The organism is Spectribacter acetivorans (genome assembly GCF_031846305.1).
Classification (GTDB): domain Bacteria; phylum Pseudomonadota; class Gammaproteobacteria; order Nevskiales; family Salinisphaeraceae; genus Spectribacter; species Spectribacter acetivorans.
Genome location: NZ_JAVRHY010000005.1, coordinates 249492 through 272740, shown reverse-complemented (window position 1 = coordinate 272740; position 23249 = coordinate 249492). Strand labels below are relative to the sequence as shown.

General features: G+C 60.5%; 21 protein-coding genes. 14 read left to right on the top strand and 7 right to left on the bottom strand.

Annotated features, from left to right (window positions below):
- Window positions 1-4: 4 nt before the first annotated feature.
- The 3 genes from RM531_RS07950 to RM531_RS07940 all read right to left on the bottom strand — a co-directional run bounded on the left by RM531_RS07950 (window position 5) and on the right by RM531_RS07940 (window position 2601).
- The gene (locus tag RM531_RS07950) at window positions 5-679 is read right to left on the bottom strand and encodes an MlaA family lipoprotein (protein WP_311658511.1); all 675 of its coding nucleotides are present in this window, start codon (window positions 677-679) and stop codon (window positions 5-7) included.
- A gap of 75 nt (window positions 680-754) precedes the next feature.
- Complete coding sequence (locus tag RM531_RS07945; RefSeq protein ID WP_311658496.1) at window positions 755-1777, bottom strand: NAD-dependent epimerase/dehydratase family protein; 1023 nt, start codon at window positions 1775-1777, stop codon at window positions 755-757.
- Between the two features lie 5 nt (window positions 1778-1782).
- The gene (locus tag RM531_RS07940; protein WP_311658495.1) at window positions 1783-2601 is read right to left on the bottom strand and encodes a lysophospholipid acyltransferase family protein; all 819 of its coding nucleotides are present in this window, start codon (window positions 2599-2601) and stop codon (window positions 1783-1785) included.
- A 91-nt stretch (window positions 2602-2692) separates the two neighbouring features.
- Between RM531_RS07940 and RM531_RS07935 the strand changes: the two genes are divergently transcribed.
- The 8 genes from RM531_RS07935 (at window position 2693) to RM531_RS07900 (ending at window position 14342) form a co-directional block, all read left to right on the top strand.
- Window positions 2693-3508, top strand: a complete 816-nt coding sequence (locus RM531_RS07935) for a ParB/RepB/Spo0J family partition protein (protein WP_311658493.1) — start codon at window positions 2693-2695, stop codon at window positions 3506-3508.
- Window positions 3509-3620: 112 nt separating this feature from the next.
- Window positions 3621-4991, top strand: a complete 1371-nt coding sequence (locus RM531_RS07930) for a tyrosine-type recombinase/integrase (protein WP_311653660.1) — start codon at window positions 3621-3623, stop codon at window positions 4989-4991.
- A gap of 4 nt (window positions 4992-4995) precedes the next feature.
- A complete protein-coding gene (locus RM531_RS07925; protein ID WP_311653659.1) occupies window positions 4996-7176 on the top strand; it encodes a site-specific integrase in 2181 nt (726 codons plus the stop codon).
- Window positions 7173-7646: a hypothetical protein gene (locus RM531_RS07920; protein ID WP_311653658.1), complete on the top strand. Its 474-nt coding sequence runs from the start codon at window positions 7173-7175 to the stop codon at window positions 7644-7646. Before RM531_RS07925 ends, RM531_RS07920 begins: the two co-directional genes overlap by 4 nt.
- Before the next feature lie 628 nt (window positions 7647-8274).
- Window positions 8275-9537 (top strand): TolC family protein, encoded by a 1263-nt coding sequence (locus tag RM531_RS07915; RefSeq protein ID WP_311658509.1) that lies wholly within the window; start codon window positions 8275-8277, stop codon window positions 9535-9537.
- 19 nt (window positions 9538-9556) lie between these two features.
- Window positions 9557-10882 carry an efflux RND transporter periplasmic adaptor subunit gene (locus RM531_RS07910; RefSeq protein ID WP_311653656.1) on the top strand — a complete coding sequence of 442 codons (1326 nt, stop codon included), beginning with the start codon at window positions 9557-9559 and terminating at the stop codon, window positions 10880-10882.
- An 18-nt stretch (window positions 10883-10900) separates the two neighbouring features.
- Window positions 10901-13996, top strand: coding sequence for an efflux RND transporter permease subunit (locus RM531_RS07905; protein ID WP_311653655.1), 3096 nt, complete (start codon window positions 10901-10903; stop codon window positions 13994-13996).
- A gap of 13 nt (window positions 13997-14009) precedes the next feature.
- Complete coding sequence (locus tag RM531_RS07900) at window positions 14010-14342, top strand: P-II family nitrogen regulator (RefSeq protein WP_311653654.1); 333 nt, start codon at window positions 14010-14012, stop codon at window positions 14340-14342.
- A gap of 10 nt (window positions 14343-14352) precedes the next feature.
- On the opposite strand, the gene RM531_RS07895 is transcribed toward RM531_RS07900, so the two are convergent.
- Complete coding sequence (locus RM531_RS07895) at window positions 14353-14715, bottom strand: hypothetical protein (RefSeq protein WP_311653718.1); 363 nt, start codon at window positions 14713-14715, stop codon at window positions 14353-14355.
- Between RM531_RS07895 and nhaA the strand changes: the two genes are divergently transcribed.
- Window positions 14661-16049 (top strand): Na+/H+ antiporter NhaA, encoded by a 1389-nt coding sequence (gene nhaA, locus RM531_RS07890; RefSeq protein WP_311653653.1) that lies wholly within the window; start codon window positions 14661-14663, stop codon window positions 16047-16049. The two genes, RM531_RS07895 and nhaA, sit on opposite strands and share 55 nt — an antisense overlap.
- Before the next feature lie 662 nt (window positions 16050-16711).
- On the opposite strand, the gene RM531_RS07885 is transcribed toward nhaA, so the two are convergent.
- The 3 genes from RM531_RS07885 to RM531_RS07875 form a co-directional block, all read right to left on the bottom strand.
- Window positions 16712-17914, bottom strand: a complete 1203-nt coding sequence (locus RM531_RS07885) for an NAD(P)/FAD-dependent oxidoreductase (protein WP_240954416.1) — start codon at window positions 17912-17914, stop codon at window positions 16712-16714.
- A gap of 220 nt (window positions 17915-18134) precedes the next feature.
- Window positions 18135-19478: a cytochrome P450 gene (locus tag RM531_RS07880; RefSeq protein WP_432280506.1), complete on the bottom strand. Its 1344-nt coding sequence runs from the start codon at window positions 19476-19478 to the stop codon at window positions 18135-18137.
- Window positions 19479-19564: 86 nt separating this feature from the next.
- Window positions 19565-19885: a 2Fe-2S iron-sulfur cluster-binding protein gene (locus tag RM531_RS07875; RefSeq protein WP_311658491.1), complete on the bottom strand. Its 321-nt coding sequence runs from the start codon at window positions 19883-19885 to the stop codon at window positions 19565-19567.
- A 122-nt stretch (window positions 19886-20007) separates the two neighbouring features.
- On the opposite strand from RM531_RS07875, the gene cypR reads away from it, so the two are divergent.
- From cypR to RM531_RS07850, 5 genes are all read left to right on the top strand, one after another.
- Window positions 20008-21084: a transcriptional regulator CypR gene (gene cypR, locus RM531_RS07870; protein ID WP_311658490.1), complete on the top strand. Its 1077-nt coding sequence runs from the start codon at window positions 20008-20010 to the stop codon at window positions 21082-21084.
- A 169-nt stretch (window positions 21085-21253) separates the two neighbouring features.
- The gene (locus RM531_RS07865) at window positions 21254-21931 is read left to right on the top strand and encodes a transglutaminase-like domain-containing protein (protein ID WP_311658488.1); all 678 of its coding nucleotides are present in this window, start codon (window positions 21254-21256) and stop codon (window positions 21929-21931) included.
- The gene (locus RM531_RS07860) at window positions 21931-22416 is read left to right on the top strand and encodes a PaaI family thioesterase (RefSeq protein ID WP_311658486.1); all 486 of its coding nucleotides are present in this window, start codon (window positions 21931-21933) and stop codon (window positions 22414-22416) included. Before RM531_RS07865 ends, RM531_RS07860 begins: the two co-directional genes overlap by 1 nt.
- Before the next feature lie 23 nt (window positions 22417-22439).
- Window positions 22440-22904, top strand: coding sequence for a PaaI family thioesterase (locus RM531_RS07855; RefSeq protein ID WP_349255420.1), 465 nt, complete (start codon window positions 22440-22442; stop codon window positions 22902-22904).
- The gene (locus RM531_RS07850; RefSeq protein ID WP_311658483.1) at window positions 22894-23244 is read left to right on the top strand and encodes a hypothetical protein; all 351 of its coding nucleotides are present in this window, start codon (window positions 22894-22896) and stop codon (window positions 23242-23244) included. Before RM531_RS07855 ends, RM531_RS07850 begins: the two co-directional genes overlap by 11 nt.
- Window positions 23245-23249 lie beyond the last annotated feature (5 nt).

Genomic DNA, 23249 nt, shown 5'->3' with positions numbered 1-23249 from the left:
GGATTCAGTTGCCCGGAACCTCGCGCGGCGGCTTGCCGTCCGCCACCTTGGCCTCGCGATTCTGCAGATAGGCGGTGCGCACGAAGGCATAGGGGTCAAAGGCATTGCGCACGGTCTGCTCGAACCCCAGCAGGCTGGCGCGCAGATTCAGCAGGTACAGAACCTGCAGTGTCAGCTGGGTGGCGGTTTCGTCGATGTGGTTGGTGGGGTCGAGGAACCAGTCCACCACGTTGCCGGACAGATCACGCCCGGTGCTCGGCCCGAGCAAGGGCAGCATCAGATAGGCGCCCTGCCCCACACCCCAGACGCCCAGGGTCTGGCCGAAATCCTCGTCGCGCTCCGGCAGCCCCAGGTCCGCGGCCACATCGAACAGCCCGCCAATACCCATGGTGCTGTTGATCAGGAAGCGGGCACCGCCCGACAATGCGTGATGCACCTTGCCCTGGAAACCGTCATTGGCGGCGGTAACCGGCACCTTGAGATTGCCCAGCGCATTGCCGATGCCGCGGCGTACCGGCCTCGGCGTAACGTCCCGGTAGGTTCGGGCCACCGGGCTCAGGGCGTAATAGTCGAGGGTGTCGTTGAAGGCATAGACCTGCCGGTTGACCGGCTCCAGCGGATCCCAGGGATCCTCGGGTGGCGAATGGGCGCAGCCAGCAGCCAGGCCCACGGCCAGCATCAGAAACACGCATCTTGTCCGGGCAGTCATAAGAATCTCTCGTTATGGCGTCGGCGCCGCCAGCCAGCGCCGCGCCTACCTGTTACCGCGGTAGAAAGTGAACAACTCGTCGAAGTCGCGAGCGGGCACGAAGTCGAACGTGCGCGCGAAGCGGCTGCCGTCGAGCACCACCGCATACTTGAAGAAATCGGTGAGATACGCCGGGAACGAAAACCGGCCCAGCAGACCAGCCAGGGTGCGCGGCAGCACCGGCGGCAGCGAGGGCAGGAACAACCGCCGGCAACCCGCCAGCTCCAGGGCATCCTGATAGGCAACGTAGTCGTCGGGTGCCACGTTGTACACACCCGGCCGATTGCCCTTGAGGGCGGCGACCACCGCGTCGGCCAGGTCCTCCACGTGGATGAACTGCATCAGCGGCGAGAACCCGCTCAGGCAGGGCGCCACCGACTGGCCCAGCAGCCGGCTGATGGCGTTGGAAACGCCCGGGCCCGCCACGTTGCAGGGCCGCAGCACCGTCATGTGCAGTTCCGGATGCTTGTAGAGATAGATGTTGGCGAGGTTTTCCAGCTCCACCGCGTCCACCAGTTCGCGGTGCAGATTGGCCGCCTGCAGCGGGAAATCCTCGTCGATCAGAGAGGGATTGTTCGGTTCTGCCCCGTAGACGTGATAGGTGGACAGCACCATCACCTGCTCCACCCCGTACTTGCGCGCGAAGCGGAACAGCCGCTCGGTACCCACCACGTTGGCCGAGAAGCGCCGGCCGGCGTTGAGCTGGCTGGACTGGATGCGGCCCAGATGCAGGATGGCGTCGAACTGGTGTTCGCGGAACACGTCCTCGAAGGTGCGCTTGTTGAAATCGACCTCGTAGTCCACCGACTCCGGGTGCATGGCGTGCAGGCCACGGAAATCCACCCCCACCACGTCGTAGTCCCCGCGCAGGCGGTCCATCACCTGCTTGGCCAGGGCACCCGCCGCGCCGGTGACCATCACCTTGCCCCGCCGGCCCGCGGCCGGAATCGGCCGGCTGGCGGCGGCCGGTTGGCGGCGGGCCGGGGCCTTGCGCCGGGCGCGGGTCGCTTTCTGCTTGCTGTCTGCCATGGCGGTTACCGCTGCTGACGGCGGGCGGCCAGCCCCTGCTCGAGCAGATCTCGGATGGCATCCTTGACCTGCTCGACGCGGCGTTCGACCTCGCCTTCATTGCGGGCATCGTTGGGAAATTCCATCGGCGCCCCGAAACTGAGCGTGATCTTGGCCGGCAGCGGCAGCAGCGGCGCCAGCGGGAAGTAGGGCACGTTGAGCATCTTCGCCAGGGGCTTGATATTGGTCAGCGAGGGCATGGTCTCCTCGGCGCCGACTACCGCCACCGGCACGATCGGCGTCTGGTGTTCCATCGCCAGGTGCATGAAACCGTGACCGAAACGCTGTAGCTGGTAGCGCAGCCGGTAGGGCTTGCCGGAGCCGCGGATGCCCTCGGGAAACACGATGATGGCTTCCTCGCGTTCCAGCATCTTGGCGCAGTTGACCGGATCGCCGACCACACCGCCGAGCTGATTGATCAGGTTACCGAGAAACGGCACCGTCGGGAACCAACGCTCGACCATGGTGCGCGGCAGCCGGGCCCCGTGTTCGTTGGTGGCGATGGCGTAGGCCATCATCACCCCGTCCAGGGGCAGTTGTCCGCTGTGATTGCCGATCAGCAGCAGACGGCCGTCGGCGGGAATGTTTTCCAGCCCGCGCGCCTCGACCCGGAAGTAATCCTCGTACAGCCAGCGAATCGCCGAAAAGGCGATCTTGGCGGTGTCCAGATTCAGGCCCCAGGGATCGTAGCCGCAGGAACCGACGTTCTGGCGCGGCAGCGCGTCGATCATGGCGTCGATCTCCGGCGACACCGCGCGCGGCTTGATGTAGTTGCGGAATCGCATCCGGGTTTCGTCCCCTGCTACTGACCACCCGGCCCGGCCGGGCGCAACTGCTATGATCGCCAACCGATCTGGCACTCGAGCTTAGCACGGCATGGCGCAGCCCCCGGAATCTCAGGCGGTCCGACGACTGGCCGTCGACATGATCCACCCGGGCACCTTTCAGGCCCGCCGCCGCTTCTCGGAAACGGCGCTGGCGGAGCTGGCCCACTCGATCGGCGAATCCGGCGTGGTGCAACCGGTGGTGGTGCGCACACGCGGGGATGACGGCTACGAACTGCTGGCCGGCGAGCGCCGCTGGCGGGCCGCGCAACTGGCCGGCCTGCACGACCTGCCGGCGGTGGTACGCGACGACCTCACCGACGCCGAAGCCGCCATCCTGGGGCTGATCGAGAACCTGCAGCGGGAGTCACTGGGGCCGATGGAAACCGCCCGCGGTCTGGAAAGCCTGTGCCGCGAACACGGCCTCACCCACGACGGCGCGGCCGACCGCATCGGCAAGTCCCGCGCCTACGTCACCAACTATCTGCGTCTGCTCAAGCTTGAAGCCAGTGTGCAGACCGCCATCGACGACGGCGAACTGACGCTGGGCCACGCCAAGATCCTGGCCGGCATCCCCCCGGCGGAACAGCCGGTGTTCGCCCGCCACGCGGTCCGCCGGCGGCTGTCGGTACGGGCGCTGGAAACCGCCTGGCGCCGCTCACAGGCCCGCGACGACCAGCAGGTGGCCGGAGATGCCGGTGCCAGCAGAGAAATGGCGGAACTGGAGCGGGCCCTGTCCGAGCACCTGGGTAATGCCGTGCACATCCGCTACGACCCGGACCGCCGCAAGGGCGAGGTGCGGGTGACCTTCCACGACCTGGATGAATTCGACGGGCTGCTGCAGCGTTGGGGCTTCGACAAGGACTGACGCCGGCGCCGTAAGCGCTCATTCACAGTACAGATTACCGTAGGTCATTTTTTGACGCTATTATCATCCATCCATAAGGCATTGCTTATGATCTGCAGTGGCATAAAAATAGATGCGCAAAGCCAAGTATTATTCCGTTACAGTCAAGCTCCCTTCTGGAAAGCATGCGGCTGTGTTTGGCCACCTCGGCGAGCCCTGTCCCACGCTGACAGAATTCGCCCGAATCAGTCAGCGCCACGTCACTCTAAGCTCCAGCAAGGTCTATCTCGCACACCTTCTCCGCTTCGCTAACTGGCTAGTAGAGTCAGAGAACCTCGACGTCGGCGCCTTAAGACCCTTACCAAAACAGCGTCTTCGACAATTAGTTGAAAATTTCTTGCGGGAAAGCTTTAGCTGCCGCATCCGGGATGGCCTTGGTGGCCGCAAGCTCGTGGTTTCGAGGGCATCCAACCAATCTGGCGTATCCACCGCTCTCGCCGCATTAAAACTGTTTTTCCGCTTGGGCTATAAGCAGGCGTGGGTTAGGTCAGACAACCCCCTCGGCCTAGTCACCATCGGGAACGATCAAAAAACAGCGATCTCCGACTACGAATGCATCCCTTCTTCAAAGGGAAGCATGCCCCAAAAGAGTGGCGTGGTGCCGCCACCGGTGAAACGACACACACTCACTGCCTCGTACTTGGTAGTTCAGGGCAAAGACTGGGTTCCGCAGATACTCGATGATGATGACTTTCCGTCTCGGATTTACTCTGCGGGCGAATCCTATGGGTGGAACTTGCGGGACCGACTGGTTACCCGTTTGCTGTTCGAAAGCGGCGCCCGAGTATCGGAAATTTGCTCACTCACGATAAGTGACTGGTCAATATCCGAATATCGGACTGAAGCCAGTTGCAAGAACAAAGGCTCTGGCAATGTTCGGGATAAGTGGATCCGCTTTAGCCATCAGACAGAGCGACTAATGACTAAATACATAAAGCAGGAACGCGCCTCGCTCTGCAATCAGGATGGCAGCCACCACTATAAGTTTTTAAAAACACTACCCTCTGAAGTTGCAAGAACAACACCGATATTTATAACTCGGCAAAAATCCGGATTAACGGCGGATACATATCGATCAACAACATGGTATCCCCTATGCCGCCATGCCGGCATCAAAGCACGAGTGCATCAAATCCGACATTGGTACGTTACTCGAGCAATCAATTTAATCTATCGAAGCAAGCTGAGCGAAACCGAAAGAGAAAGAAGGATTCAGCATTTAATTAGCTATATGGGCTGGCGTTCCGGCAAGAAAACCATGGAAGCGTATGAGCATTTTTTCAATGCAAGAGAGCATCATGAGTTGCAGGATGAATTGCATCGTGTGTTGAACGCCGTCCACTCAAGACCTGTTGAAGCACAAATTGGGAAGCCATCAAATACGACTGCGGGACTTCATTCCGACACTGAATGGGATTATCTAATGAAGCTAGCGGGTGAATAGACCCATGACAACACCCTTCACCCTTAGCGCGAAAAGAAATAATTACGACCTTGCCGACATGAACGGGCTATCTCCTTATATCTTTGAAGCGCCACAAACCGCTTTCGATTTAAGTCGCAGTAAGAAGTTACCGGGCCTTCACGCGAAGTCGATCACTTACTTGATCAAGCACATCAACGAGCAGCCCTGGGCGGACGCCTTGACGCTATGGGCACTGATTGTTTCCGCTCAGAACGTAGCACCCAGTAGTACCTACTCCACCCTTGGGCTGCTCAGCAAGCGTTTCCGGCTTTTTTTTGGTCACTCCCGATACTTGCCGCGACGGCTGACGTCTATGACAGATTTTCAGCCGGACGAGGTGCTTCCCGCATACGCGAGCGGATTGATCGGGCGGGACTCCGCCCGAACACGAACCGACTTTCTTTGGCGTTATCAAGCCGCCGCAACGAAAATGCACCGCTGGCATCAAGCTTTACCCTTCCACCTGAAACCCAATTACAGGCCGCTTTTACTACCTCTCGCCAACCTAACCTCTACCAAAATTTATTTAACTCAAAATAATCTAGACGCACATACAAGGCAGAAGCGCCGAGAGCACGTCGACGTTGTAATGCCTACATACTCAGAATTGAGGGCAGCAGCGTACCAGCGAACCAATGAGTTACAGCGCCTGCTGGGCATCTATCGCGACAACATTCATCTAGCAGAGAAATCTTTTTATAATTTCCCACCTTCTGTCGCATACGAAGAGCATGGCCGAACTATTCAATTACGCTTTTGGACGTGGCCGGCTTTCGTAATAAGACATAGCAATAAGTTCTCGGAAAAGATTCTTGATTTAGCTTGGGCGGCAGCTGCGGACAACGAATATGGGCAGCCGTTCGTCGAGGTATTACGTGACGAAGATCAGGCCGAGCCACCATTCTGGTTTTACGAACTCGCCGAAGCGGGATTGATCGGAGCTTCCAGAAACCCCAATTCAAATGCGGCCCGCAACCTTCTAAGAGATTGGGGCTATCCGGAGACGGCATTCACCACCACTCATAAGGGCCTCCTTTGCTTGAACAAGCCGACGCTACCCCAAGGAATAGCTGCCTCACGGCTAGCCAAGGCTGCCGACGGAGTATTGCTTGACCCGGAGAGTATGTATTTGAGCGCGCTCTTTGGGTTGTTAGCGCTAAATGTTGTCACGACCACAGGCGCGCGAATGTCGGAAGTTTTACAGGTAGCATTGGATCGAGACAGTCTTGTTCGGCTCAACTTTCGGGCGCCTACTGGCAAAAAAGGCACTACGAAAAAAGAGCGGTACATTCTACGTGTAACGCCCAAAGGCGCTAAGTCAGACGAGAAAGCCGATTACTTCATAGGGGACGATACAAAAAAATTGCTATACCGCGTTGCGAGAGCTTTAGCAGAAAATTATGAACTCCCAGCAGGGCAACCGTTGCCCGTAGTCCCTTTCTCAACATATTCCAGTCGATTTTCAGATTTTCTTCCAAGGCGCTATGTTTTCCAGCTACACGGCAGGCACTTGTCGCCGAGCACACTTCAATCTTGCTTGCGATTTATAACTCATGGATGCAGCGGCCGAGCCGTAGACGGCAGCGCAGTCAACATAACCGCCCACCTGCTTCGCCACGTTTTCGCGACTCATGCTGTACAGGTAGCTAAAATGCCTGTAGATGTCGTCGCGGAGCTACTCCACCAAAAAAATGTGGATGTGACCAAGTACTATTCAGGGCCCACGCGCTCGATGGTCGCGCAATCTGCCGACGAGTACTTGTCCAGTGTCGCCCTTGATCTGGATGTCGAAGAGAAGCTAACTCGCTCACCCGCTGAGCTTCAGGAATTGTATCAAGAAGCCCAGGGTAAAGCAGGCACCCTCAGCGAGGTCATCGGGGGAGTCTGTGTGAGCCACGGCTACTGCCAAACAAAGTTCGAGTGCATTGGTTGCGCAGGCAAAGTCCCCGACCCCACGAAGCGCTCGCAAGTCATTAGAAAACTGGACTGGGCAAAGGGTGAGGTCGGCTATGCTACCAACGAAGGCCTATTGCCGGAGGCAGCACGGATGCGACGCCTAGTAGAAGACTGCAAGCTAGAATTACGAGAGATGGATCTGATGGAGGAATGCGAATCGGATGAGAAAAATGAGCAACCTTCCATTAGCATCGATTATCGAACATGAAAGCCAGCAATACACAACAAAAGCCCTGGCTCACACCGATTTACCAGGCAAAGCGCGAGCGGACGGTTAGATTGGTCCGGCTCGCCATAGAGGAATTACAAAAGAAAAAACAACGCGTCACCCTGGCTGCGATCTGCTCGACATCAAAACATTTAGACAGTGAGCATAAAGGGATTAGTCAGTCAGCGATCATTACCAATGAAGATGCGCGACGTCTATTCGATCAAGCGAAGCACATTGGCCGCGTAAACAATCGTCGAGCGCGTAAAAGTGTATCTCGATCGAATCTGGCTCGCTTAGCAGTTGGACGAGATACCCCTGCCGCAAGGAGGCGGCTATTACGTCTGACGAAGAATGAGCTTGTGGATCGTTTAACGTTTATCGAATTAGAATATGCCGATTTACATGATCGCTACGCTCGACTAAGCCTAGGCTTGGTTGGAGAGCCAACACTTAGCGAAGACGGGTAGATAACGCCCTCCACAGGATCGGGGGACAAATTATGGGACAGGCTGTGGATAAATCCCGTCAGGCACAGCCGAGACGCCCCTCCGAGCCTAATTGGTCAGAAAATACACAGCATACTCCTGCCGTTCCTTGTGGATACGGAAGCCCGCAAGTGCAATCTGCTTATTTGTGAACGCAAATGGATTTGCGTAGTCTACCTTCGCAATGACTAGGGCCGTACGCCACTCTCGAAGCTATTTAAACGCTGTTCACTGGCTGGCAGCGTTCATGCTTGGCGTAAGCGCAATTGCTTGGGCTTGGCATGTGGACATACCGATTGCCACCGATGAAGCCGCGCAGGTTGCCAACGGCCATGCGCACGAAGATAACGGTGACGTGGTGGATCGCTGCGACCATTGCTGTCACGCCGGGGCCCATCTGGTGGCCTTGGCCCCCTCATTATTTGACGCCGATTTCGAGTCGACGACAGATCATCGTAGAACGAGCAATCCGGCGCTGACTACGCTCCAGACCGACCCGCCCTTCATACCTCCCATAGCCTGAGTCCCTTCGCGTCAATCGCGCGGGCTGATGCCTGCGCGCCTTTCCAAGCGATGAGGACTCGCAATGCGATTTTTCCTGTTGATCGGCGTGGCCGGACTCTGTCTGCCAGCCGGCGGCCATGCGGCTGAACGCGAACAACTGCCGCAGCCGTTAACCTTGAATCAGGCCCTGTCCTGGGCCGGCCAATACAACCCCACTTTGCGCGGTGCTCGCATCGAGCTTCGTCGCAGCGAGGGCGTGCTCGAGCACGCCGACGTGGCGGTGCCTTCCAATCCGCAACTGCAACTTGGCACAGCCGAGCGCGAAGGGCCCAGCGGCGCCACGTCGACGGACATCGATATCCGCCTATCCCAGACTTTCTGGATTGCAGGCCAGGGCGGTTTACGCGAGGACGCTGCGAAATCCCGCCTGTCGGGCGCGCAGTCGCGGCTGGATTTTCTCGGCAGCGCGACGTTCGCGCGGGTGCGCGCGGCTTTTTTACAGGCCTTGGTGGCCGAACGGGCGGTGGCTACCGCCGAGGACGTGCTGCAGGTCAACCGCGATCTGGAAAACTACGCTAAGCGTCGCCTGGAGGCCGGCAAGGCCACACGGCTGGAAGCCAACACCGCCCGCATCGGGCTGGGCCGCAGCCAAGCCCTGCTCGCGCAGGCCGAGAACCGACAGGCCCAGGCACGTCTGCAGTTGGCTGAGTTGCTCGCCGTCGACCCCGCAAAGTCGATTTCCCTGCAGGGCCGGCTAAACCCGGCGCCTCTAGAGCTGCCGAGTCAGGCGCAATTGCTGCAACGCGCGATTGCCAGACGTGGCGATCTGGCCGCTGCGGCAAGGGAAGTCAGCGCCTCGCAGGAGGAACTCAAGCTCGCGCATCGTCAGATCGTGCCCAACCTCACGGTGTTCGGCTTTTACGGTGAGGAGGAGACGAACGAGATAACCGGCGGCGGTGTGTCCTTCGAGCTGCCGCTACTGCACCGCTTTGGCGGCGAGCGCAAGCAGGCCCAGGCGGAGCTGGACGCCGCGCGTCTGGAGCGCGACGTCCTTCAACTGACCGTACGCAGCCAGGTGCTTTCCGCCGTAGCCGACTACGAGGCCGCGCGCCAGCGGGTCGCTGCACTGTCCGACGAAGTGGTCGATGCCGCCCGGCAGAACTTCGAACTGACTCAGCGTGCCTTCGAAGCCGGCGAACTCGGCGCCCCGGCCCTGACCGCCGCGCAGGACACACTGATCAACACCCGCCGCGACTATCTCGATGCACTGGAAGCGTTGGTTAACGCCGGCACCGATCTGGAACGTGCCACCGGAGGTCTGGTGGTGATGAGCAATACGAGCGCGGCCAATTCCGGCCCGCGGAAATAGACATCTCCCGGAGACTCAGATGCCAAACGTTCATTGGTTGAGAATTTTCTGCCTGCTCGCGGTAGCGACACCGCTTGCCGCCTGCAATCCGCTATCCGGTGACTCGGCAAATGCCGCCGACACCGGCAAGCAGCCGACATCCGATCATCAAGATGAAGGCCAGAATCACGGCAACTCGGAACACGAGGGCGAGCATGAAGGCGAACACACCGGGCAGACATCCGGCGATTCGCATGAGGAAGAGGGCGGTGGACACGACGAGCATGCCGGCGACAAGCGCCGCATCCATCTGACGTCGGATCAGCGCCAGCAGCTCGATCTGAAAATCAGTGCAGCCGGGGCCGGTTCGGCCACCGCCGTGGTGCAGGCGCCGGCTACCGCGCGCTTCGACGCCGACCGGGTCGCCCGGGTCGGTCCCCGCCTTGAGGCCAAGGTGGTCGAGGTCACGAAGGATCTCGGCGACACCGTTGCCGCCGGCGACACCGTCGCGATACTCGATTCGGTGGAACTCGGGCGAGCCAAGGCAAGCTACCTGACGGCACAAGCCCGTTTCGGCGCGGCACTCTCGGAATATCAGCGCGACAAGAAGCTGGCCGAGGACCAGATCACCAGCGAGGCCGAGCTGCTCGAATCGCGCGCCGACTACCAGCAGGCCAAGGCGGAACGCGATGCCGCCCGCGCCGAGCTGCGCCTGTACGGGCTCGACGACGGGGACATCGGCGCGATTTCAGTGGGCGGCGAACAGCCGCTGTCGCGTTATCAGCTGACCGCGCCCCTTGCCGGCACCATCCAGCGTCGGGACCTGGTGCCGGGGCAGACCGTATCCGCTCAGCAGACGCCTATCCACATCGTCAACAACGAAACCATGTGGGTAATGATCGAGGCGTTCGAGAAAGACCTGCCGCGGCTGGGCCTGGGCCAACAGGTGACACTGAGCGTGCGGGCGCTGCCCAACCAGACGTTTGAGGGCAAGACTGACTGGGTCTCACGCGAGCTGGACGAGCAATCACGCACGGTACGGGTACGCGCCGTGGTGCCCAACGACGACGGCAACCTGCGCGCCGGCATGTTCGGCACCGCCCGCATTCAGACCGATGCCGAGCAGCGCTTTGCGCTGGTGCCGGTCGACGCGGTCCAGACCGTCGAGGATGACTCGGTGGTATTCGTGCCCGGTGACGAGGATGGCGCTTTCAGGGCCGTCACGGTGACAACCGGTGACGAGGGCGGTGGTCAGGTGGAAATCCGCAGCGGACTCGCCGCGGGCGACCGGGTCGTTACCACCGGTGCCTTCGACCTCAAGTCCGCATTGACCGCCTCCGGCCGTAGCGCCGCGCACAGCCACTAATCTGGCAGGGAGCACATCATGATCGACGGACTCGTCCGTTACGCACTCAACAACCGCCTGCTGGTACTGGTCGCCGTCGCCGGCCTTGCCCTGGGCGGCTATCTGTCGCTCAAGCAACTGCCGGTGGATGCCTTCCCGGACGCTACGCCGACGCTGGTGCAGATCTATACCGCCAGCGAAGGCCTGTCGCCGGTGGATGTGGAGACGCTGATCTCCTATCCCATCGAGATCAGCATGTACGGCCTGCCGCAACTCGAGAAGGTGCAATCCACCTCGATATTCGGGCTGTCCCGGGTGGACGTTTATTTCGAGGACGGCACCGACATCTACTTTGCCCGGCGACTGGTGCTGGAGCGCCTGGCCGAGGCCCGCCGCGGTATTCCGCCGGGGTTGGGCGAGCCGCAACTCGGCCCGATCACCACCGGACTGGGCCGCATCATGCAGTACACCCTGGAAGGCGAGAACTACTCGCTGATGGAAAAGCGCACCTTTCAGGACTGGATAGTCAAGCCTCAGTTGCGCACGGTGCCGGGCGTGACCGGGGTGCTGTCCATCGGCGGATACGAGAAGCAATACCAGGTAAAGCTTGATCAGAATGCCCTGCTGGCGCGTGACCTGAGCGTGGCCGACGTGCGCGAGGCCCTGGCCGCCAACAACCGCAATGTGGGCGCATCGTTCATCAACCGCGGCGGCGAGGAGTACATCATCCGCGGCTACGGCTGGGTCGATTCCGGTGAGGCGGGGCTGGACGACCTGCGCGGCATCATCGTGGCCGAGCGCAACGGCAATCCGGTCTATGTTGGCGATATCGCGGAAGTGGGTTTCGGCGCCGCCATTCGGCGCGGCGCGCAGGTGGCCAACGGTGAAGAATCCGCCGGCGGCTATGTGTTCAAGTTGATCGACACCAATACGCAAAAAGTTCTCGCAGACGTCGAGGCGAAGGTCGCCGAAATCAATAAGTCTCTACCGGAAGGCTTACAAATATCGCCTTTCTATTCGCAGGGCAGTCTGGTTGAGCAAGCCATCGGCACGGTGCAGGGCGCTTTGTTAACAGGCTCACTGCTGGTGCTGGTGGTGTTGTACTTGTTCATGGGAAATCTGCGCTCGACCCTGATCGTGGTCGCGAGCCTGCCGCTCTCCGTTCTGGTCGCGTTCATTGCGATGAATATCGTCGGCCTATCCGCCAACCTGATGAGCCTCGGTGGCCTAGCCATTGCCATCGGCATGGTGGTAGACGGCTCGGTGGTCATTACCGAGAACATCTTTCGCCACCTAGAAACGCGATCCGCTCAAAACGTTTCCATGCTGCGCCTGGTCAGCGAGGCCTCGCGAGAGGTCGCACGGCCGATTGTGTTCGCGGTAAGCATCATCATCATCGTATTCCTGCCGCTGTTCACACTCCAGGGCGTGGAGGGAAAGCTCTTCTCGCCCATGGCCTACACCATCAGTTTTGCGTTGTTCGGCGCCTTGATTGTGGCGCTGACGCTGGCGCCGGTCATGGTCTCACTGTTGTTCAAAAAGGGGAGCGCGCACGGCGAGCCTAGGCTCGTGGGCTGGATCAAGGCAGGCTACCGGCCGATTCGCGATGCCGCGCTGCAATTTCCGGCGTTGGTGCTCGGCGTCACGGTGGTCCTGTTCAGCGCCAGCGTGCTGACCTTTCCAAGTTTGGGTACGGAATTCGTACCCACCCTGCGCGAGGGCACCATGATGGTTAGGTCCACCCTGCCAGCGGGTGCCAGTCTCGAGTCGGCCATTGAATACGGTAAGCGCATTCAGTCCGTAATCAAAGGCTTTCCCGAAGTAACCGGCACATACTCCCGGATCGGGCGCGCCGAGGTTGGCGGTGACCCCGAACCAGTCAACGTGGTCGCCACGGTCATTACTCTGAAACCCCTGGGCAAATGGAAATCAGGCCGAGATTACGAAGAACTGCAGTCGGCCATGGCCGAGCGGGTTTCGGCACAGATTCCGGGCTTAGCAAATAACTTCTCCCAGCCGATTCAGCTGCGCACCGACGAGCTTCTGTCCGGCGTACAAGCCCAGCTTGTCGCATCCATCTTTGGTGAAGACCTGGACAAGCTCTCCGAGGTGGGCGATCAGGTCGAAGCGCTGGCAAAGAACGTACCCGGTGCCACCGATGTGCGCAAGCAGCAGCAGGGTGGCAAGCGCCAGATAGTGGTCAAGCCGGACCGCGACGCTCTGTCACGCTACGGCATTTCCGTGGATAAGGTGATGGATACGCTTTCGGTAGGCGTCGGCGGCGATTCAGTCGGGCTGGTATTCGACGGCATTCGCCGCTTCGACATCTTCCTGCGGCTGCAGGAGGACCAGCGGGAGCGCCTGGATGTAATCCGGCAACTACCGTTGCAAACCACCGACGGTGCCACGATTCCGCTGTCGCGCGTGGCCGACGTGTCGATCTACACCGGGCCCAAGAAGATATCGCGCTCGAATGCCAGCCGCCGCATTTACGTGCAAATGAATGTGCGGGGACGTGACATGGGCGGCGTTGTCCAAGACTTACGTCAGCGCATTGCTGAAGAAATCGACATGCCGCCGGGCTATTTTGTTGAGTTCGGCGGCCAGTTCGAGAATCAGGAACGCGCGATGAAAAGGCTCACCCTGGTAGTGCCCACCACGCTGGGACTGATCTTTCTGCTGTTGTTTAGTGCTTTTAATAGTCTGCGCTACGCGACTCTAATTTTTCTCAACGTGCCTTTTGCAATAACCGGCGGCATCTTTGCACTCTGGATATCCGGACTCTATGTCTCGGTACCTGCAGCCGTTGGCTTCATCGCAGTATTCGGCGTAGCGGTGCTCAACGGCGTGGTTCTCGTCGAATACATCAACCAGCTTCGCAATGAGGGTATGGAGATGGAGGAGGCAGTTCGCACGGGCGCTGAACATCGCTTGCGGCCGGTATTGATGACTGCATTAACCAGCATTCTGGGCTTGCTGCCACTGCTCCTGGCCAATGGCATCGGCGCCAACGTGCAACGGCCGCTCGCCGCGGTGGTGGTTGGCGGACTCATTACATCCACTTTGCTGACATTGCTCGTGCTGCCGGCGGTTTATAAGTGGTTCGCCGAGCCGCGGCGTGAAGTCGAAATTTAAGGAGGGCAGGATCATGCAGGAAATTAAAGCTTATGTCCGGAAGAACATGCTTGATGCGGTACTTGACAGCCTCAACACGATCGAAGGTCTGCCGGGTATCGCGATCGTCGATGTCCAAGGCTTCGGGCACCACGCCGCAAAAGATGCCCCCCTGACCAAAACAGACATGGCCAAGCTGGAAATCGACGTGCCGGATGAGTTGGTCGCGCCCGTGGTAGAAACCATTCTTGCACAGGCCCGCACCGGGGAGGGCCATCCCGGCGACGGCAAGGTGTTCGTTACCGAGCTGCGCGAAGCCATCCGCATAGCTGACGGCGCGCGTGGCGATATGGCGGTACTGCGATGAGTGGAATCAATTACCGGTGGCACCTTCCGGCGTCGTTACTCAGCGCCATCTTCCGGCTGGCGGCGTGCTCGGTGGGGCAGGCGGCGCACATCTCCTTTCTGCCCATCCGGAAAGCAACTCTCTGCGGGCGATCCCAACGCCGCAAGAATGGAAGCAGCGGGGGAGTGGCGTGACGATACTGCCCCGCATTTCGGCAATGACCGCCAACATCACCTGTCACGTTATCGGCAAGTGTCGGTTTGGCCGCGACATAGATCAGTACAACGACGAACGCCTTGCTTTTCTTTGCAAAAATGATTGCGTCGTCGTAACCAGCTAATGCAGTTATCACCGAATACAAGGCAAAGCCTGGCTGGTCGTTTGGCGTATCCACTGCGCCAATTTGCTGCCTACGAGCCCTCCAGCGGTATCTTGTTGGTGGCGACCGCCATGGCAGCGCTTGCCTGGGCCAATGTCGAAGCCTTGCCCAGTTACGCCGGCTTCTGGAATACGGAACTGGCGATTCGTCTCGGCGACTGGTCCTTATCGTTGTCGGTGCATGATTGGATCGACGATGCGGTGATGACGGTCTTTTTCTTGCAGATCAGCCTGGAAGTTAAGCACGAGTTCGCCCGGGGGTCCCTGTCTTCTTGGCATACCGCGGTGCTGCCGCTGGCCGCGGCTGTGGGCGGCATGTTGGTGCCGGTAGCGATCTACTTGGCGTTCAACGCGAAGGGCGACGCGGCGACAGGCTGGGCGGTGCCTATGGCGACGGATGTGGCCTTCGCCATTGCGTTATTGAGTTTGTTGGGGCGGCGGGTGCCCGTCGGGCTGCGGGCACTTCTATTGGCATTGGCCGTGATCGACGATATCGGCACCATCCTCGTGATCGCGTTGTTCTACAGCAGCAAGATTGCTGCCGGCCCGTTGCTTGCCGCGGGCGGAGGTCTACTGCTGGTTTGGGGGATGCGATCGGCGGGGGTTCGGAGCTTCCTCCCGTACTGGCTAGCGGGCGCGGCAATCTGGCTGGCGATGGAAAAATCCGGCGTTCATCCCACGGTTGCGGGTGTACTGCTGGGTTTGATGACGCCGTTGTCGGTGCCTCGGCACAGGAAGGGACGAAGCCGAGAAGCGGCTGCGCGTATTCCGCACCTACTCCGCAGCCAGGATACGCCGAATTGGCGCCTGAAACGTGAGCTGGCAACCGCTGAGCGCGGGGCGTTGGCACCGTTGGATATCTTGCGTTACCAACTCGAGCCCTGGGTGCTCTACCTGATCATGCCGCTGTTCGCGCTGGCCAATGCCGGTGTTGAACTGGGAGCTGCCGATTTATCTGCTGATGGCAATTTCAGGATATTCGCCGGCGTCGCGCTCGGGTTGCTGGTGGGCAAACCGCTGGGAATCTTGGCCTTCGCCTGGCTGGCCAAGCAACTGGTTAATGCCAGCTTGCCGGCTGGCGTTTCCTGGCCGGCGATGGTTGGCCTGGGCTTGCTAGCAGGTGTCGGCTTCACGGTAGCCTTGTTCCTGACCAGCCTCGCATTTCCCGGGCAGTCGGCTGCTGTCGTGGCACGGCTTGGAATCCTGGCCGGCTCCCTTGCAGCAGCCGTTATCGGATTAGCTATTCTGTGGTGGACACTCCGCGTGCAAAGCCAGCCAGGTTCTGTCAGGGGCGATCGCACATCGACAACAGACTCCAATAACCATCGGAACGAGGAATTGGAGGCTTGAATTGGCATGGTCCAAAGTCGAATTTCGCACCCAGTACACCTGACTGTTCGTCGACAGGGCACGGTTTAGCGTGACCCGCCCGCCAACAGGATTCAGACGCCCGTATTTGCCGCAGCCCTGGAGTTGAACATGCGTAGTCGTATTCTTTCGCTGTTCGTTTGATACGTCGCAAGAAAGCTCGGCGGCAAGACCGTGATGGGCTCGTCCTCACGGGGCGGGGCCAGGGGTTTAAAAGGGTATCCGGAATACAGTGTGGGTTCGATGACAACTCCGCGTGTGACATGTAATCTGTAAAATAGAATGGTATGTGGGCAATCCCTGTGTGAGTGTCGGGTCGTAAACTGGAACACAGCGTGACGTTCAATTCTCCGTCACGGACACTTAAGAAACAGACCACAGTGTCTGAAAAGGACACCCATATCCCTAGCGAACAAGATACAGTCCCGACTTTATGCAAGAAGTCGTTGAGTTGTCCCGTCACGCAGATAGTAATGTGGCCCAGGCCGGATGGGATATCGGCATGCACCTCGATTTACTCAGCCGATGCCGTCGAGAGAGCGATGCACAGGACAAGCTCCGCCTTGAATAGAAGGTAATACCCGACTCTCCGCTGCCATGCCGCGGGAGGGCTCCAGGTTCACGGACGGCAGTCTCGGCATGCGTCAGACCAAAGACTTCAATTCGATATCGGGATCACTCAATGCCTCGGCATCGACGTCTCTGTGCTGGTAGACGAGCTTCTTCCCCACCATAAAAGCGATGGGCAGGTTTACCGCATCCACAGCGACAAGATGGCCTTCGCGCATATAGAACACCGCAAACGCCCCGTCCCTGGGGTTGCCCCGCACCACCCGCTCATCATGATCTTTGGACAGACCCACCATCTGCAGGCGTACGTCGTACTGGTTTGACCAGAACCATGGGACGGCATCGTAGGGCTTGTCGTCCCCCATCAGGGTGGCCGCCGCGGTACGGGCTTGATCGACCGCGTTGGCGACTGACTCCATCCGCTGGGGCTGCTCGAAGAAAACATTCCTGTGGCGGGTGCAGTCGCCAATCGCCAGGATGGCGGGATCGCCGCTGCGCACATACTCGTCGACGAGAATGCCGTCATCACAGGGCAGACCGGCGGATTCAGCCAGGGCGGTTTCCGGCGTGATGCCGACCGCGACGAGCACCACGTCGACCGGCACGGTGCTGCCGTCCGCCACCGCCACGCCGGCCACATGGCCGTCGTCGTCGGCTTCGAAGCCGATTACCGAGGTGTCCAGGCGCACTTCCTCGCCGGCATCACGGTGCTTGGCGAGAAAGAATGCCGAGATTTCAGGGCCTGTGACACGTTGCATGACGCGCCCGGCGGCTTCCAGCACCGTGACCTTGAGGCCACCCTTGACGGCGATGGCGGCCACCTCCAGGCCGATGTAGCCGCCGCCTACGATGACCAAGCGTTGCCCCGGGCTCAATTGACTACGCAGGGCATCCGTGTCTGCTATGTCGCGCAGATAATGAATGCCCTCCAAGTCGGCGCCGGGTGCGTTTAGGCGTCGAACGCGTGCGCCAGTGGCCAAGACAAGTCGATCGTACCCCAGGGTGCTCTGGTCCGACAGCTCAACGGTCTTGTTGACCCGGTCTATGCGCTCGACGCGCTCGCCGAGCCGCAGTCGGTGGCCTGCGTTCTCGTACATCGAGTGCGGCCTCAGGTACAGTGACTCACGTGCCGTTTTGCCCGCCAGGTAGTCCTTGGACAGGGGCGGACGCTGGTACGGCGGAAGGGGCTCGTCGCTTATGAGGACCGCCTCATGCGGCCATTGCTTCTGAATGAGGGTCGTCAGAAGCGTGCCTGCCGCCAACGATGACCGTCGCATCCTTCCCTTTGTTCGCCATGGCCTCTCTCTATTAACCGTGCCTGCGGTTGGCGGACGATCGCGCAGACACTTTCGCCGTGCTGGCGACGACCTCGCATTTACCCCGAAGGGTCATGCAGTAGCCACAATGGCCGCGAAACCCCGTTCGGATGGATCGATCAAGCAACTCTGCAAAACTACTGCGCTCGGCGATGTGCCGGCGGTTTGACGCTTACCCGGCCTACTGCGGATTCGCCGTTAGTTTCACCATCAACCTCGAATAGCCCCGCACGAAGTTGGACTGCACCCGCTCGGGCTCGTCGACGACCTCGATGTTCTCGAAGCGCTTGAGCAGCTCCTCCCAGAGGATGCGCAGTTGCAATTCGGCCAGGCGGTTGCCCATGCAGCGGTGGATGCCGTAGCCGAAGGAGAGATGGTTGCGTGCCCCCTTGCGATCGATGATCAATCGATCGGGATCCTCGAACTTGCGTTCGTCGCGATTGCCGGATGCGAACCACATCGCGACCTTGTCGCCCTTCCTGATGGTCTGGCCGCCCAGTTCCACATCCTGCGTGGCGACCCGTCGCATGTGTGCCAGCGGGGTCTGCCAGCGAATGATTTCCGAGACCATGCTCGGAATCAGCGCCGGGTTCGCCTTCAGCTTGGCGAATTCCTCCGGGAACTCGTTCAGGGCCAGAACACCGCCGCTCATGGAATTTCGCGTGGTGTCATTGCCACCGACGATCAGCAGGGCCAGATTGCCGATGAATTCCATCGGACGATTGATCATGTCCTTCGTGTCGTCGCTGCTCTGCAGCAGGCTGATCAGATCGAAGCTGGCCGGCTCCCCCGCCGCGCGACGGGCCTCCTTGTCGCGCCACAGCTGGGAGAAGGCCCAGGCCATCTCGGCGGCGGCTTCGAACATGTTCTCTTCATCATCGAATTCACCGCCGGTCGCTGCTGTCGTGCCGGCCATTCGATCGGACCAGTCGATCAGCTTGTGCCGTTGCTCGTACGGGAAATCCAGCAGCGTTGCCAGCATGCGCCCCGTCAGCTCCTTCGATACCACCGGCACCCAGTTGAAGGGCTCATCCAGGGGCAGGTTGTCGAGCACATCCCCGGTGCGCCTGCGGATCAGCCCTTCCATTTCCTTGAGGTTCTGCGGCGCCACCACGCCCTGGACCGACCGGCGCTGCACGTCATGCTTGGGCGGGTCCATCGCGATGAACATCTCCACGGGCATCCCTTCCGGGAAGTCCCCCAGCACGATGATCGGCTCGGAGGAAAACAGCTCGTGATGCTTGTCCACGAACAGGATGTCCTCGTAGCGCGTCACCGACCAGAACGGCCCGAAGGGACTGTTCTTCTGGTAGTGCACGGGCGCCTCGTCACGCAGCCGCTTGAAATAGGCGCGCCACTGGTCTTGCCGGTACAGGAAGGGGTTGCTGAGGTCGATGTCCTCGAGCGCCAGCGTGTTGACATCGGGAACGGGCGTTTCAACGAAGTGGACCGGGGGCCTGCGCGGGCCGAAGATCCTCTTCTTCGCCCTCACCAGCAACTTCAGTGCCTGGATCTGCAAATGCATCGGCACCACTCTGGATGTGGCGTTGACCAGCCGGGTCTGGGCTACATCGATTGTTTGCAATTGTGTTGACATGGCGCTCTCCACGCTTACATCTGGAACTCGGGCAGCTGAACGGTCATGCCGTCCATCGCCTCGGTGGTTTGAACCTGGCAGCCCAGCCGCGAGCTTTCTGCACGCTCCGGTGTCATGGACAGCATCTGCTCTTCGTCCGGACCGGGCGTGCCGGTCTTTGCGAACCACTCCTGCGCGAGGATGACGTGGCAGGTGCCACAGGCACACTCGCCCCCACAGTCCGCGTCGATGCCGGGAACGGCGTTATTCACGGCGACTTGCATCAGCGAGGCGCCCGCCTCGAATTCAACAACGTGTTCGGTGCCGTCGTGCTCGATAAAGGTGATCTTGCCCAATGCCCTTCTCCTGCAGTCCTGTCTACTTTGGATGATGGTTGCGTCACGGCATCCCGGCGAGGTCATTTTTTGACAATGCAGGGTCATTTGAAGACACTTGCCGCCAACGTGGAGGAACGCCCATGGCAACGACGCAGCCCGCGGCGGATTCGCAAACCGCCGAACCCGATATTCCGTCGAATTACTCTCGGCTGATCGCTCGTGAACTTGGCCTGTCGGCGCGCCAACTCCCCGAACTGTTGCGCGGCACCGGACTCGACGTTGCACAGTTGCTGAGCCAAGACAGCCTACTAACCGCGACCCAGCAGATCCGGATTCTGCGCAACGCGCTGGAACTGTCGGGCGAGCCGGAGTTCGGATTACGGCTGGGCGCGCGCCTGACGCCGGCAACCCATGGTGCGATGGGCTTTGTCGCCTATAGCAGCCCCGACCTGCTTACCGCGCTACAAGCGTTTCACGAATTCATGCCCACGCGCGCCAGCTTCATCCAGTTGCACCTGCAACAGGTTGAGGATCGCCTGGAATGCCTGGCGAATTTCCAGGTCCCGCTCGATGAGGCTATTGCGCGTTGCCTGGCGGATACAGTGGTGAAGGCATTTCTTGAAATTGGCGAATTCATCGTCGGTCGGCCGATGCATGAGGCCGAGGTCTGTTTCCCTCATTCGGCCCCTATCTACGAGGCTATCTACCCGGATTATTTACCGGGGCCATTTTACTTCTCCTGCGAGCAGTTGAAGGTCACATTCCCGGTGGCGTTGTGTCGGAAACCAAACGCCTCCGCCAACCACGAAAACTATCGCCTGGCCATGCAGCAATGCGAAGCCATGCTCGCGCGCCTCCGGACCAGTAACCCGGACTACCGAACCCGGCTCAAGCAGATGATGCTGTCCCACCCGCCCGGAACGCTCAGTGAAGACGAAGCAGCCGCCGCTTTGTTCATCAGCAAACGTAGCCTGGCTCGCAAGCTCAAACAGGAGTGCAGCGGCTATCGCCAGATCCGCGACGAGATCCTGTCCCAGCAGGCTACCCACTATTTGAGTGACAGCCGATTGTCCGTTGAGGCCATCGCAGCGCTGTTGAATTATCACGACACCGCGAATTTCAGGCGCGCGTTCAAGCGCTGGTTCGGGCAGCCGCCCGAGCAGTACAGGCAAGATGCCGGATTTCGAGGGGTGCATTCACCGGGCTCGTCACCCTAGCCAGACATACTGCCGACTCCCGTTGTCTTCAAATGACCCTTCGTTGTCAAAAAATGACCTTGCGGGTAATCCGCAATCTACCCGAGGCTCCATCGTCGACACGAATCACGCTGCGGTGATCCTGGACTCGGCCGCAGGCGCCACAGCCCTAGAGTGAATCACTGTTTTCATGAATGCAGACACCCACGATTATCTTGCGCCCGGCGAATTTATCGATAGCGATCACGACGACATCCAGGCCTTTGCCCGCAATCGCGCCGGGGATGGCAATGACAGACAGCGCGCCGTCCGGCTCTACTACGCGGTGCGCGATGAAATCCGCTACGACCCCTACAGATTCTCGCTCGACCCCGTCCACCTGCGCGCCAGCACCACCCTGGCCGCCGGCAGCGGCTATTGCGTGCCCAAGGCCGCGCTCCTGGCGGCCTGCGCCCGGGCCGCCGGCATTCCCGCGCGCATCGGTCTGGCGGATGTGAAAAACCACCTGGCCAGCCAACGCCTGCTGGCGCTGATGCAAACCGACATCTTCTATTACCACGGCTATACCGAGTTGTGGTTCGACGGGCGCTGGGTCAAGGCCACTCCGGCGTTCAACATCGAGCTATGCGAACGTTTCGGCGTCAAGGCGCTGGACTTCGACGGTCGCGAGAATGCGCTGATGCACGAGTTCGACACCGTGGGGCGGCGCCACATGGAGTATCTGGTCGATCACGGCCCCCGCGCCGACCTGCCTTTAGCCGAGCTGGAAGCCGTTTATCGCAAGCATTATCCGCGTCTGCTGGCGGCGCACGATGCGCTGAGCGGCGACATGGGGGCGGAGATGGAACAGGAACGGACGCGCAACTGATGGCCGGGGCAAGCGGCTCGCCAGACAATGCCCCCGTCGCTGTGGCGCGCCAATTCGGTGAGCAAGTCCCTCACAGCCGGGACCTGGGCATGCGGGTGGTTGCGGTGGAAGCCGACCAGGTCCGCATGCGTCTGGCCCCGCAGCTATGGCTGCTCGCCGATGACGATGCGGAGGAAATCTGCACCAGCGTGCTGTATTCGCTGGCGGATTCGGCCGCCGGGCTTGCGGTATTCGCCGCGTCTGGGGAGCTGACGCCCATCGCCACCCTGGATCTGCGCATGGATTATCTGCGGCCGGCCGCCAGCGACCGAGCCTTGCTGGCGCAGGCCCGCTGTCTGCATCTCACCGACGATGTCGCCTTCGTCCACTGTGACGTCCTCTCCGAAGGCCAGGAGCAGCCGGTGGCCACGGGCAAGGCGACCTTCATGCGCAATACCCGTGGCAAGCGCTTCCAGGCGGCCGGTGAAGGGGACAACGGCGCATGAGCGGCACCACCCCAGGGCAATCGATGCCACTCGAATATGGCACTGACACCAACACACGGGCCGCCTGGAGGACCCTGCTGGCGCGCATCCCCTATGCCCGCCATCTCGGGCTCGAAATCGGACAGCACCGCACCGGTATCGAACTGCACTTACCGTATCGCGAGGCCCTGATCGGCAATATCATGCTGCCCGCCCTGCACGGCGGCGTGCTGGGGGCGCTGATCGAGATCACCGCGCGTGTTGCCGCGCAAAGCCAGGACGCGGCAGGTCGTCGCCCGCGCATCCTGGACTGCGACATCGACTACCTGCGCTCCGCACGGGCGCAGTCCACCTTTGCCAGCGCCGAGATCGTTCGCCAGGGCCGCCGTACCAGTCTGGTGCAGGTGACCTGCCGGCAGGACGGTACCCGCGCGCCGATCGCCCGCGGCCGAGTGCAGTTACTGTTCGGTGCGCCGGTCGACAATCAAGAGATCGATAATGACGCATGAGCAGACAACCCCGGTGCTGGTCGGCGCCGGCCAGATCACCGCGCGCGAGCCGAATGCCGAGCGCACGCCCATCGGCTTGATCGCCGAGGCCGCTCGGGCCGCGGCCGCGGACTGCGGCGTGGCCGGCGTGCTGGGGCAGATCCAGTCATTGACCTGTCTCAACATACTGGCACCGGCCTATCCCGACGCCCCGGCCAGCCTGGCGCGGCGCCTGGGCATCGATGCCGGCGAGCGCTTCTACACCCCCATCGGCGGCAACATGGGTCAGTGGCTGGTGGGGTATTACGCCGACCGCATCGCCGCCGGCGAGCTCGATTGTGCCTTGATCGCGGGGGGGTGAGGCCC

Excerpts from the sequence above, each read along its gene's own strand:
- RM531_RS07950 (WP_311658511.1), bottom strand. The coding sequence starts at position 679 with ATGCTGGCCGTGGGCCTGGCTGCTGGCTGCGCCCATTCGCCACCCGAG.
- RM531_RS07945 (WP_311658496.1), bottom strand. The coding sequence starts at position 1,777 with ATGGCAGACAGCAAGCAGAAAGCGACCCGCGCCCGGCGCAAGGCCCCG.
- RM531_RS07940 (WP_311658495.1), bottom strand. The coding sequence starts at position 2,601 with ATGCGATTCCGCAACTACATCAAGCCGCGCGCGGTGTCGCCGGAGATC.
- RM531_RS07935 (WP_311658493.1), top strand. The coding sequence starts at position 2,693 with ATGGCGCAGCCCCCGGAATCTCAGGCGGTCCGACGACTGGCCGTCGAC.
- RM531_RS07930 (WP_311653660.1), top strand. The coding sequence starts at position 3,621 with ATGCGCAAAGCCAAGTATTATTCCGTTACAGTCAAGCTCCCTTCTGGA.
- RM531_RS07925 (WP_311653659.1), top strand. The coding sequence starts at position 4,996 with ATGACAACACCCTTCACCCTTAGCGCGAAAAGAAATAATTACGACCTT.
- RM531_RS07920 (WP_311653658.1), top strand. The coding sequence starts at position 7,173 with ATGAAAGCCAGCAATACACAACAAAAGCCCTGGCTCACACCGATTTAC.
- RM531_RS07910 (WP_311653656.1), top strand. The coding sequence starts at position 9,557 with ATGCCAAACGTTCATTGGTTGAGAATTTTCTGCCTGCTCGCGGTAGCG.
- RM531_RS07905 (WP_311653655.1), top strand. The coding sequence starts at position 10,901 with ATGATCGACGGACTCGTCCGTTACGCACTCAACAACCGCCTGCTGGTA.
- RM531_RS07900 (WP_311653654.1), top strand. The coding sequence starts at position 14,010 with ATGCAGGAAATTAAAGCTTATGTCCGGAAGAACATGCTTGATGCGGTA.
- nhaA (WP_311653653.1), top strand. The coding sequence starts at position 14,661 with ATGCAGTTATCACCGAATACAAGGCAAAGCCTGGCTGGTCGTTTGGCG.
- RM531_RS07885 (WP_240954416.1), bottom strand. The coding sequence starts at position 17,914 with ATGCGACGGTCATCGTTGGCGGCAGGCACGCTTCTGACGACCCTCATT.
- RM531_RS07880 (WP_432280506.1), bottom strand. The coding sequence starts at position 19,478 with ATGCATTTGCAGATCCAGGCACTGAAGTTGCTGGTGAGGGCGAAGAAG.
- cypR (WP_311658490.1), top strand. The coding sequence starts at position 20,008 with ATGGCAACGACGCAGCCCGCGGCGGATTCGCAAACCGCCGAACCCGAT.
- RM531_RS07865 (WP_311658488.1), top strand. The coding sequence starts at position 21,254 with ATGAATGCAGACACCCACGATTATCTTGCGCCCGGCGAATTTATCGAT.
- RM531_RS07860 (WP_311658486.1), top strand. The coding sequence starts at position 21,931 with ATGGCCGGGGCAAGCGGCTCGCCAGACAATGCCCCCGTCGCTGTGGCG.
- RM531_RS07855 (WP_349255420.1), top strand. The coding sequence starts at position 22,440 with ATGCCACTCGAATATGGCACTGACACCAACACACGGGCCGCCTGGAGG.
- RM531_RS07850 (WP_311658483.1), top strand. The coding sequence starts at position 22,894 with ATGACGCATGAGCAGACAACCCCGGTGCTGGTCGGCGCCGGCCAGATC.